This is a genomic window from Chitinophaga sp. CF118 (genome assembly GCF_900112615.1).
GTDB lineage: Bacteria > Bacteroidota > Bacteroidia > Chitinophagales > Chitinophagaceae > Chitinophaga.
In genome coordinates this window covers 1,385,019-1,398,780 of sequence record NZ_FOMK01000001.1, presented here as the reverse complement: position 1 = coordinate 1,398,780, position 13,762 = coordinate 1,385,019, and the positions used below count along the sequence as shown (strand labels likewise).

Here is a 13,762-nt window from a genome sequence, read left to right as displayed (position 1 = left end):
AAAAAGGATGATGAAAGAGCAACAATTTACGAGCATCTATACCGGTACTGAATCCTTTTTGGCAGATCATAAGATAAGAGAGGAAAAAATATTACCGGGTGTCGCTTACCTGGAAATGGCCAGGGCAGCAGGCGAAGTATCTGTAAAAGAGAAGATTACCCAACTGAAAGGTGTAACCTGGTTAAGCCCTGTACGGGTAAATGGTACACCCGAAAAAATACATATCAGCGTTTATCCGGCGGGAGAAGAAATTGCATACAGAATTTTTTCACAGCAGGGAGAAGAACAGTTACATAACCAGGGACGATTGGGAACGGGTAAACTGTATGCGCCGGCAAACCATGATCTGGATGATATCCGGCATAGGTTATCTGCTGTAAAAGAACACGCTGACTGTTACCGGTTATTCGCTGAACGTGGCCTGCAATACGGAACTAGCTTCAGGGGAATATCAAAATTGTATTATAGTGAAGAGGAAGCATTATCTAAAATTACTTTGCCCCCGGAAGAAGGTTTTGTATTAACTCCCGGCATATTGGATAGTGCATTGCAGACCAGCATGGGTATGAGGATCGCTGCAAAGGATTATAATCTGGTAATTCCATTCAGTGTCAGAGAGGTAAATATCTATAGTGAGTTGCCCGCAGAAATCTGGTGTTATGCGCGGAAAAGTAAATATAAAAATGCTAATAATGCGATTACCGGTTATGATATAGATATCGTAAATGATGCAGGCACAATATTGCTCAGCTTTACAGATATCGTGATGTTGTCTCCGGAAAAAGAACAAACGGATGACGAGCCGGCTACCCATTTGTATCATTATGTATGGGAAGAAAAATTGCCGGTTTTGACTGCTACAGATGAAACCCAGTTGATTTTGCTGGCTGGTGGCACTTCAGATCTTGCTGATAAACTGAAGGACATATTAGGCGTGGAAGTCGTATCACTTCCGGAAGGGGATGCTATTACCTTTTTTACAGCAGTATTTGACAGGCTGAAAAAACTGTTTACCACGCAGAGTGCTACACAAGTGATCGTTGTTTTTAATAATCCGGATTACCATTACAATGCATTTATTTCCGGATTATTAAAAACTACTGCACTTGAAAATAGAAAAATAAGTGGGAAGGTAATCGGGGTAGATGATCTATCTGTTAAGCAACTGTCTGCCCTGGTACAGATACTTGAAACAGAACGGGAAACAGCAGATGTTGAAGTAAGCTACAGAGAAGGAGTGAGGATGGTAAAAGTGCCGGTACCTGTTGTCAGTGGGACGGAAAGACTGCCAGTCAAAGAAGGCGGAGTATACCTTATTACAGGTGGTGCCGGGGGATTAGGAAAGTTATTTGCAGAACATATTAGCCAGGTGCCAGGGACTACAATAGTGCTGACAGGCAGAAGTATAGTACCTCCACAAACCCTGGGAAAAATACCGGGAGCAATATATCATTCCTGTGATGTTACAGATATGGTAGCGGTGAAAGCACTGATCAGTATGATTAGCACTACCTATCACCGGCTGGATGGTATTATTCATAGTGCTGGTATAATCCGGGATAGTTTTATTATTAATAAATCCGGAGAAGAGATCAGGCAGGTGTTGTTACCTAAAATTGAGGGTGCAATAAATCTGGATGAAGCAACGAAAACAGTACCACTTGATTTTATGGTATTCTTTTCTTCTGTTGCTGGTGTGTATGGAAATGTAGGACAGGCAGATTATGCAGCAGCCAATGCATGGCTGGATAACTATGCCTGTTATCGTAACCAGGAACAGGCAAAGGGAAAGCGATCTGGTAAAACGTTAAGTATTAACTGGCCTTTATGGAAAGAAGGTGGAATGAATATAGGAGGGGAAAGCGAACAGTTACTGGAGAAACATTCAGGCATGTTACCGCTGCCATCAGCAGAAGGACTGATGGCATTTGACATATTGCTGAATAATATTGCCGGTCAGGTATTGGTGGCATATGGTAAAAAGGATCGCCTCAGAAAAAAACTTTTTGCGACTAAAGCATTTCCTGTCGCAGAGACAATTATTGCTGATACAAGTCTGATTGATTTGCGGGAACAAACGATTGGTAAAATCAGGGAAATAGCAGCAGCTCTGCTTAAATTATCTGTTAACGATATAGAAACAGATCAGGAATTAGGGGATTATGGATTTGATTCTGTATTGATGACTTTATTCTCCAACCAGCTGAATAGTTGTTATGATCTTGAACTGATGCCTACTGTATTTTATAATTATCCTACAGTAGAAGATCTTGCTGTTTATCTTTTGGAAGAGCATAAAAACAGCATAATAAAATATCATGTTGCTGTTCCATCTTTACCAATTGTTTCAGCGCCCGCAAAAGAGACCCCGCAACTCACTGCTCCTGTGGGGCTTTCACCGATTGCTATTATAGGGATGGAGGGGCGCTTTCCCGGATCTCCGGATCTCTCTTCTTTCTGGAATAATATAGTCGCTAATAAAGACCTGATTACAGAAATACCGCTTAACAGATGGGATTGGAGAAAATTGGATGGTGATCCTGATAGGGATAAAAATAAGACAAGGATCAAATGGGGTGGTTTTATAGATGACATTGATAAATTTGATCCGTTGTTCTTTGGTATCTCTCCTAAAGAGGCTGCCTTTATGGATCCGCAGCAACGCATTACACTCGAAGCTGTTTACCATGCACTGGAGGATGCCGGAATTTCTCCCGGTAGTATAAAAGGTAGTAATACAGGCGTGTTCATTGGCGTCTCCAATATGGATTATTCCTGGTTGATGCAACATCAGCCTGACTTAACAAGTGAAGCACAGTTTCCTACCGGAATAGCACATGCCATGCTGGTGAACCGTATTTCCTATCTGCTTGATCTGCATGGACCAAGTGTACCAATTGATACAGCCTGTTCAAGTGCACTGGTGGCTATTCACAGAGCGGTAGAAAGTATTCGTAGTGGTCATTGTGAAATAGCCATTGCCGGAGGAGTAAATGTGATCCTTTCACCAGTATTGACGCTTTCGTTTGGACAGGCAGGAATGCTGAGTGAAGACGGGCATTGCAAAACTTTTGACCAGGAGGCAAACGGTTATGTGAGAGGGGAAGGTGTGGGTGTAATTATTTTGAAATCACTGCAACAGGCAGAGGCTGATGGAGATCATATCTATGGTGTTATCCGCAGTTCTGCAGAAAATCATGGTGGTAAAGCAAATACACTTACTTCTCCTAATCCTGTTGCCCAGAAAGACCTGCTGCTGAAAGCATATAGGCTGGCAGGTATTGATCCGCGGGATGTAAGTTATATTGAAGCACATGGTACCGGAACATCATTGGGAGATCCTATTGAAACAGAAGGATTAAAAGAGGCTTTCAATATTTTGTATCAGGATTTTGATCTTGCTGTACCAGCAACGCCTTATTGCGCACTTGGAAGTGTGAAAACAAATATCGGTCATCTGGAAGCCGCTGCTGGCATCGCCGGTTTGCTTAAAGTGCTTTTATCTATAAAACACAGGATACTTCCGGGTAACCCTCATCTGAAAACTCCTAACAGGTATTTAAAATTAACAGATACTCCTTTCTATCTGCAAAAAGAATCGTCAGTCTGGAAAACAGAAAATAGTAAACCAAGAATAGCAGGTGTAAGTAGTTTTGGATTTGGTGGTGCAAATGCGCACGTGGTTGTGGAAGAATATTTATCTCCGCTTAAAAAAGGATATACAGATAATGCCCCGGCTGTTATTGTATTGTCTGCAAAAAGTAAAGAACAGCTAACCGGACAGGTAACTAATCTGCACCGTTTCCTGGTGCAACATCCTGATACAGATCTTTATGATGTTGCCTATACATTACAAACAGGCAGGGAACATATGCAGGAGCGACTGGCAATGATCGTAGCGGATAAAACAACCCTGATGCAGCAACTGGCCGCTTATCCTACTGTATCCGGCAATATTGTTTTTACGGGCAATGTCAGGAAAGATAAACCAGGTGAACCAGTAGATGCAGGATCTCCTATCGAAAATGCCCGTTTATGGACACAGGGTATACCTGTTAACTGGTCGTCATTATATACAGTAGGAAAACCTTCCAGGATCAGTCTCCCGGGCTATCCTTTTCTGCGTCAGCGCTACTGGATCCCTAGTGAGATCAGTCATGTACTGCCTCCGCAGGAAAAAGGAATCTGTGATGTACATGTGCCTGTCTGGAATCGTATCACAGTACCATCTTCTGTTAAATCATTAACCGGTAAATATTTATTGGTCGCTAACGGAAAGGAACATACTTTAACCGGATCGCTAAAAAATACACTGGAAGAAACGGGTAACGTTGTAGAACTGCCTACCGGTTTATCGCCTCTTCCGGCTGGAATCACACATGTATATCTGCTGGACGGATTAGCGGAAGCTGGTGTCATGAATGCTGACTTGTCAATATTCAGGACAATGAAAGAATTACTGTCTTCCGGCTATAGGGAAAAGAATCTAAAAATCACTGTATTTACGTACAGGACACAAAAAGTATCAGCTTTTGATAAAGTAAATGCAAATGGTGGTGGCATTGCTGGTTTAATGGGTTCTTTGGCAAAGGAACAACCCCTGTGGGACATTCGTGTAATTGATTTGTCAACAGGAGATATTACAAGCAAAGATATTGACTTGCTGCAGACAGCTCCTTATGATAAAGATGGAGGTGTAATTGCTTATCGCCATCAGTCTTTTTACCAGCGATCATTATATTCCCTGCAGTTACCGGTGCCCCAATCAGGCAGGATCAGGCAAGGGGGTACTTATGTAATACTGGGAGGTGCCGGAGGTATTGGCAAAGTAACAACTGCCTATCTTGTAAAACATTATCAGGCACAGGTGATCTGGCTTGGCAGAAGTAAAATCAATGAGCAGATCAGCAATGCACAGCAGGAAATAGAAAAGCTGGGTATAAAACCATTGTATATACAATGTGATGCAAATGACAGAACGGATATGGAAAATGTCCGTTTGGAAATTAAAACTGCTCACCCTGTAATTAATGGCTTATTCCATGCAGCCATCGTTCTAAACGATATGCTGCTGAAAGATATGACTGAAGACGATTTCTTAAAGTCTTTTTCTCCCAAATCAACAGGCAGTCATCATTTTATTAACAGTTTCAAAAATGAATCATTAGACTTTATCTGCTTTTATTCTTCCCTGCAGTCTCAATGGAATGCAGCAGGACAGGCGAATTATTCAGCAGGTTGTACGTATAAGGATAGTTATGCAGAAGTGGTAAGAGAAGAATTGCATTTGCCGGTGTATACTATCAATTGGGGATATTGGGGCGATGTGGGTATTGTAGCTACGGATGTTTATCGCAGAAAAATGGAGCAGATGGGAGTTGGCAGTATTACAGCTGCAGAGGGGATGGAAATGCTTGAATGTGTATTGGCTGGCCAGCACAGGCAGGTAGTAGCAATGAAACGAACAGGTAATACGCTCATCCATTTTATAAGAGGAAACAGGTCACTGGTAAAGATCAGTGCGGAGTCATTGTTACGTGTACATGACCCCGTTATAAAGGTGTATGATAGTCCGGAAAATGCAGAAGCCGCATTCCTTGATCTTTGTGCAAAAGGAATATTGCAAGTGCTGCTGTTGATGAATATTGACAAAACTGCGGTAGCTGGAATAACAGTTGCCGAAGTAAGAAAGAAATTACAGATCATAGAAAAGTACGACAGGCTTTTTACTACTGTATGCCAACTGCTGGAAAAACATCATTATATAAGAGAATGGGCAATTCCGGAAAGAACCACGCAGCAACTGGAAACATTCCATTTAACTTCAGCAATTTCCCGGCTAGTAAGTGAACAACCGGAGTTTGCATCCCGCTGTCAACTGCTGCAGATCTGTTTATCCGCTTTTCAGGATATACTCAGGGGAGTGAAAAATGCCACAGACATTATTTTCCCGGGTGGCAGTTTTGATTATGTCAGCAATATTTATAAAGGCAATTATCAATCAGATTACTTTAATGATCTGCTGGCCGATATTGTATTGGCGAGTGTAGCGCAGGGTGTAAAGGATCTTCTGCCGGGAGAAAAAATCCGGATACTGGAAGTAGGAGCAGGTACCGGTGGAACCACTGAGAGAATCTTCAAGAAGTTAACACCTTATAAAGAACACATCACCTACGTATATACAGATCTTTCCCGTAGTTTCTTATTGTATGCGGAAGAGACTTTCAGAAAAGATGCTCCTTACCTGGAAACAGCTTTATTTAATATCGAAAAGTCACCGGAAGAACAAGGCTTTTCAGTGGGTAGTCATGATATTGTAATAGGTGCAAATGTTGTACATGCAACTAAAGATATCAGTACAAGTCTATCTAATATCAAAGGTCTGCTGAAGGGTGGAGGGTTATTATTGTTGAATGAAATTGCCGGTACAGAGTTATTTACTACACTTACTTTTGGATTATTAGATGGCTGGTGGTTGTACGAAGATGCTGGCTTAAGGTTGCCCGGAAGTCCCGGGTTATCAGCAGAAGGCTGGTATACTGCGTTAACAGATGCAGGTTATGAACAGGTAAAATCCTATCCGGAAAATAGCAAATTATCACAGCAGATCATATTAGCCTGCAGTGATGGAATAGTTGTAAAAACATTGCAGGGGCAGCAGGAAAAAACACCTGTTCCTGTTGTAATTGAAAAAGCTGTAAATAAAGATTGGCTGACTGCACGGCTGGTCACCATTGCTGCCGGTACTATCATGATCCCTGAAAAAGAACTTGATGTGGAAGGGCAGTTCAGGGACTATGGTTTTGATTCTATTCTGGGTACTACATTGGTAAAGAATATTAATGCAGCATTCAATATCACGTTGAAGCCGACCGATATTTATAACTATCCCAATATTTCCCGTCTTTCCGATTTCATTCAGCACACTTATCTGAAGTCAGCCACCCAGGAACGGGACAACCGTTTTACTCCTCCTGCTGCTTCAGTTGCCACAGATGCTATTGCCGTTATTGGTATCAGTTGCGGATTTGGAGATGCTTCAAATCCAGATGAATACTGGTCTGCTTTACGTGATGGCAGAAGTATGATTACTGAAGTGCCGGCAGAGAGATGGGATATAGATGAACACTATAGTCCTGACCCTGATCAGTCAGGGAAATCTTACAGTAAATGGGGAAGTTTTTTAAAGGATATAGACAAATTTGATCCGCTGTTTTTCAGGATCTCGGGTAGTGAAGCTGAGTTGATGGATCCGCGGCAACGGTTGTTTTTAATGCATTGCTGGAAGGCAATAGAAGATGCCGGTATCTCTCCGCGTAAATTGGCTTCCGCCCGCTGTGGTGTTTATGTAGGGGCTGCCCCGGGAGATTATGTGAATGATATAAATGATAGAGCCGCTTCGGCAATGTGGGGCAATTCCAATGCGATACTCGCTTCCAGAATTTCTTATTTACTGGATCTGCGTGGCCCTGCAATTGCTGTTGATACTGCCTGCTCAAGCTCGCTGGTTTCCATGGATATGGGATATAAAAGTTTACAGTCCGGGGAAACCGATATTGTAATCAGCGGTGGTGTAAATGTGATGAACACACGCGATTTCTATACAATTGCGAGTAGGTCAGGAATGTTATCTCCTACGGGGCAATGTTACACATTTGATCAGCGGGCAGATGGATTTGTGCCTGGTGAAGGTGTGGGTGTAGTAATCATGAAAAGGCTGGCAGATGCAGAGCGTGATGGAGATCATATTTATGGTGTAATCCGGGGCAGTGCTGTTAATCAGGATGGTACCAGTAATGGTATTACAGCGCCGAATGTACTGTCGCAGATAGCATTACAAAAAGAAGTGTATAACAGGTTTAATATTAATCCTGAAACAATTGGCTACATAGAAACACACGGCACTGGTACCCGCCTTGGTGACCCCGTGGAGTTTGACGCGCTGACAGCTTCCTTCAGGGCTTTTACAGATAAAAAACAATTTTGTGGACTGGCAAGTGTAAAAACGAATATCGGGCATACCCTTGCTGCTGCGGGAGTAGCCGGTGTAATCAAATTATTGCTGGCGCTGAAATATAAGCAACTGCCGCCTTCCCTTAATTACACAACGTGTAACCCGCTGATAGATCTTGAAAATAGTCCATTCAAAATTCAGTTGAAACTGGAAGACTGGTTGCCGGAGGATGGTGTTCCAAGACGTGCAGCAATCAGTAGCTTCGGATTCAGTGGTACGAATGCGCATATGGTGATTGAAGAATACAATCCGGTACCACAAACTGCATATCAGTCCAATGCTCCTGCTATAATATTACTTTCTGCAAAGAACCAGGATAGGTTAAAGGAGATGGTGGGGAATCTGAAAAATCACCTGTTGGTACATTCCGTTATCAATTTGCATGATATCGCTTACACATTGCAGACGGGCAGGGAGGCAATGGAGGAAAGGATGGCGCTGGTAGTGGAAAGTAAAGAAGAGTTGTTATCTAAACTTACAGCCTGGCTGCAAGGTAGTACCGTGCCGGTATTTAAAGGAAATGTGAAGAGGGATGGGAATGATTTTATGCTGGAAGGCGGTGCCGGAAAAGCATACATCAGTTATGCAATATTACATCGGGAAGTGACTGCACTTGCGCAATTATGGGTGAAAGGAATTCAGATTGACTGGACTTTACTCTATGAAGGGGAATCTCCCCGTAAGGTAAGTCTGCCTGCTTATCCATTTGCCATTGAACGCTATTGGCTGCCGGAAATAGTGAATAAAGAGATACCAGCTATTCACAGGTTGCATCCTCTTTTACATGTCAATGAATCAGATCTGCTGCAACAGCAGTATGCAGGTATTTACACAGGAAAAGAGCTGTTTCTGCGGGAACATAAAGTACGCGGAGAGATGGTATTGCCGGCGGTCGCCTACCTGGAAATGGCCATTGCTGCAGGTGAGAAAGCGACCCGTCATAAAATTACCCTGCTAAAAGATGTAAGCCTGCAACAGGCTGTAACAGTAAGGGCTATACCCCGTAAAATACAGATCCGTCTTCTGCCGCAGGAAGAGAATATAACGTACGAAGTGTATACTGGTGAGAATGATCAGGAAACTGTTCATTCTCAGGGTAAGTTATATACACAACCATTGGCAGTACCTGAAATGTTAGATCTGGATGGTATCAGAAAGCGGTTATTCCGTTCAATGAGTAAGGATGCATGTTATCATGCTTTCAGGGAAATGGGAATGGATTACGGACCGGCATTTCAGGGTATAGAACAATTATGGTTCAGTGAAGAAGAAGCATTGTCGCGTATTACATTGTCTGCACAAAAAGAGTATATCCTATCTCCCGGTTTACTGGATAGCGCTATTCAAACCTGTGCGGGACTGAATTTTGCGCGGGAGAATCATTTCCTGGCACTGCCTTTCAGTATTGGAGAAATAAAGATTTATCAGGATCTGCCTACTACGGTATGGAGTTATGTTAGGCGGAGCACATTGTATCAAAGTCCTAAAGAGGGGATCAGTCATTTTGATATTCTTGTGTTAAACGAGGAAGGAGAAGTTCTGCTGGAGTTCAATGATCTGGTTATGGTATCTCCTGATGGTGGTAATGTAAAAAGATCGCAGGCATCTGCTCATGTTTATCTTCCGTTATGGCAGGAAAAAGCAGCAGTAATAAATAATACCATCAATGCTGTTCCATTGATCCTGCTTGCAGGAAGTTCTGCTGATCTTGCAGATAAGCTTACTGTTCGCCTGGAAACATCTGTAATAGCTTTGCCACAGACCACCACCATTGCATATTTTCTGGATGTAATGGAAAGGATGAAAACTGTAACCGACCGGCATGTTATCATCGTATGCAGTAATGCGGATTACCTGGAATATAGCTTTGTAGCTGGTATACTAAAAACTGCCAACAGAGAAAATTCCCGTATTACAGGAAAGATACTTGGGGTAGATCAGTTGTCTGTAAAAAACCTGGAATTACTGGTCAGCATACTTGAAACAGAACAGTTTACCACGGATACAGAGGTGCAATATCTGGATGGAAAAAGAGTAGTAAAGCGTCTTGTACCTGCATCATCACCTGTAATGAAAGAACATCTCCCTATAATAAAAGAGGGAGGTGTATACCTGATTACCGGTGGTGCCGGCGGACTGGGGCAGATTTTTGCACAACATATCAGTAAGACAGCCGGTACCCGGATAATACTTACTGGTACCAGCCAGTTATCAGAAGAGAAAGTTGCGCTGTTTTCCGGAATACCCAATAGCACATACCACAGATGTGATATCAGTGACAGAACAGCTACGATAGCGCTGATCAAAGAGGTGCTGGCTACAGCAGGGAAACTGGATGGAATTATTCATAGTGCTGGTGTTGTAAAAGATAGTTTTATAGTAAACAAAACAAAAGAAGCAATTGCAGCAGTTGGTGCACCCAAGATAACAGGTTTGCAATACCTGGATGAAGCTACAAAAGATATTCCGCTGGACTTTATGGTATTCTTTTCTGCTGTTGCGGGTGTATTGGGTAATCCAGGACAGGCCGATTATGCGGCAGCAAATCATTACCTGGATAATTACGCACAGTATCGCAATAAAGAAAAAGCAAAGGGTAACAGATCCGGAAAAACTATCAGCATCAGCTGGCCGTTGTGGCAGGAAGGAGGAATGCAGGTACCTGTAGAAAAGATCGCTTACCTGGAAAAATACTGGGGCATGTTACCCTTACCAACGGTAGAAGGTGTTCGGGTATTTGAAAGTGTACTTAATAATAATTATGAGCATGCCATCATCCTGTATGGCAGGCAGGAGGCAATAGCAGCATCCATTTCACGGGAAGATGTATTAGAAAGTGCTGTAACAACAATTGCTCCTTTATCAGAAAGTGTGTTGCAAAGTAATAAGGCTGATCTTAATAGAAACGACACGCAATTACATGATGTTACTGTCGATTTCCTGAAAGAGATATTATCAGATGAGTTGAAGATTGCTATAGATAAATTTGAGCCCTCCGCACCATTTGAACAATACGGTATTGATTCGGTACTGATTACCCGTCTCAATCATCGTTTTGATATTTTGTTTGGAAGAGTGCCCAGCACATTGTTTTTTGAATATCGTACACTGAATGAACTGGCTGGTTATTTTGCCGGGGCGCATGCTGGTAAAATCAGGGAGTTGAGTACACCCCAACCTGTAATAGTGCCGGCAGAGCGGTCAGTTGTACAACGTTTTGCAACAACACCTGCTCCTAAAGTAGAAAAACAGCAACCAGCTACCGGGGTGGAAGAAATTGCTATCGTTGGGCTGAGCGGCCGTTACCCGGGTGCCGATAATATCCATGAGTTCTGGAATAACCTGCAGGCAGGTAAAGATTGTATCACTGAGATTCCGGCAGACAGATGGGATGTTGCTGGCTTTTACGGAGAGGGAAAAGGAAAGAGTTATAGCAAGTGGGGAGGATTTATAAATGATGTAGACAAATTTGATCCTGCATTTTTTAATATTTCTCCAAGGGATGCGCTGCAGATGGATCCGCAGGAACGTTTATTCCTGCAGGTAGCATGGGAGGCTATTGAAGATGGTGGATATACACGGTCCCGCCTGAATGAATATGCAAGGAAAGGAATAACCGGGATGGAAGGGAATGTAGGAGTGTATGTAGGGGTGATGTACGAAGAGTACCAATTGTTTGGCGCCGAAGAAACCTTAAAAGGAAATCCGCTTCCATTATTGGGAAACCCCGGAAGTATTGCCAACAGGGTTTCTTACTTTCTAAATTTACATGGCCCTAGTATCGCTATAGATACAATGTGTTCATCCTCTCTCACGGCTATTCATCTGGCATGCCGGGATATTTTATCCGGCGATACCTCAATGGCTATTGCAGGTGGAGTAAATGTGAGCATCCATCCGAATAAATACTTATTACTCAGCCAGGGAAAATTTGTATCTGGTAAAGGACGATGTGAAAGTTTTGGAGAAGGGGGAGAAGGCTATGTACCCGGAGAAGGAGTAGGTGCTGTGTTGTTGAAAAAGCTGAGTCAGGCTATCGCAGATGGGGATCAGATTTATGGCGTGATAAAAGGCTCTGCGCTTAATCATGGAGGAAAAACGAACGGTTATACTGTTCCTAATCCCAATGCGCAGGCTGCCGTGATCAGAGATGCTATGAAAAAGGCAGGAGTTACACCGGAACAATTCAGTTATATAGAGGCACATGGTACCGGCACAAGTCTTGGAGATCCTATAGAAATAGCCGGTCTTGTAAGCGCTTTTAATACAGACAAAAAGCAATTCTGTAATATAGGTTCTGTAAAATCTAATATTGGTCATTGTGAATCTGCGGCAGGTGTTTCAGGTCTTACAAAAGTATTACTACAATTAAAACACCGGCAGTTAGTGCCTTCCCTGCACTCCTCAAAACTGAATCACAATATAGATTTTAGCAACACTCCTTTCAGGGTACAGCAAACAGTTGAGAAGTGGGAAGCTATGGATAACAAGCCAAGATTGGCAGGTATCAGTGGCTTTGGTGCAGGAGGAAGTAATGCGCATATTATTATAGAGGAATATTTGCCGGTACCGTTAATGGGATCTGCGGAAGATGGTCCCGCTATAATTGTATTATCAGCCAGGGATGCAGACCGTTTGCGAATGCAGGTGCTGAATCTGAAACAGTACCTGGAAAAGCAGGAGAGTGGCCGGTTGCATAATATTGCCTATACCTTGCAGGTTGGAAGAGAATCGATGGAAGAGCGGCTGGCATTTGTGGCTGCTGATAAAGCCGACTTACTGAATAAACTGAATGCTTATCTGAATGGAGATACAGCCGCATTTCTTACCGGGAACATTCAGTCATTTACTACAAAGCCTGATCTGAAAGAACAGCTGAGGGATGCAGTGAATAAGAAAGCGCTACCAGTAATAGCTGATTTATGGATCAAAGGCATGCCAGTTGATTGGCCGCTGTTATATACCGGAGCATTACCTCAACGGATTAGTTTACCATTATATCCCTTCTACAGGAAACGTTACTGGTTTGATAACAGAGTACCTGTAGCTACTCCGGCATTGCCATTGATTGATGTGCCATCTGCGAAAGTGCTGCTGACCGATCTGCAGGATTCACTGATGCTGGTAAAGCCCTCAGTTGAAAATGTCCAGACAAGACTACTCACTTATGAACCAGTAGCAGAAACGCCTGTGCCTTTGAAAACAATATTGAAAGAGACAGAATATCCGGAGCATCTCCCTGTCGCAAATTCTTTATTCCAGGAAGTGAAAGAGGTATCTGGTCAGTTGAAAATAATATTAAAAGAGGCATTATACCTTGACAATAACCCTGATGAAAATCGTGCATTTCAGGAGCTGGGCTTAGATTCTATTGTAGGTGTAGAGTTGGTGAAAAGCATAAATGAAAGGTTCAATATTAGTCTTGCTGTTACTAAACTATATGACTATCCCACACTTTTTACGTTAGCTGCTTATATTCAGCAATTACTTCCCCAAACAATTCAGGTATCTGTACCGGAGCCGGTAAAAACTATTCCGGTCAGTGATAACAACGTTATTCTGCAGCAACTGAAAGAAACATTAAAAGAGGCATTATACCTGGAAAGTGATCCTGATGAAAATCGTGCATTCCAGGAGCTGGGATTAGATTCTATTGTTGGTGTAGAGTTGATTAAGGCGATTAATGAGCAGTTTCAGATAAGTCTGAGTGTAACGAAATTATATGACTATCCAACGCTTAAAACATTA

1 pseudogene is annotated in these 13,762 nt (G+C 42.6%); it reads left to right on the top strand.

The annotated features are described in order from the left end of the window. Positions 1 to 7: 7 nt before the first annotated feature. A pseudogene (locus BM176_RS05320) lies at positions 8 to 13,762 on the top strand (SDR family NAD(P)-dependent oxidoreductase); the annotation flags it as partial.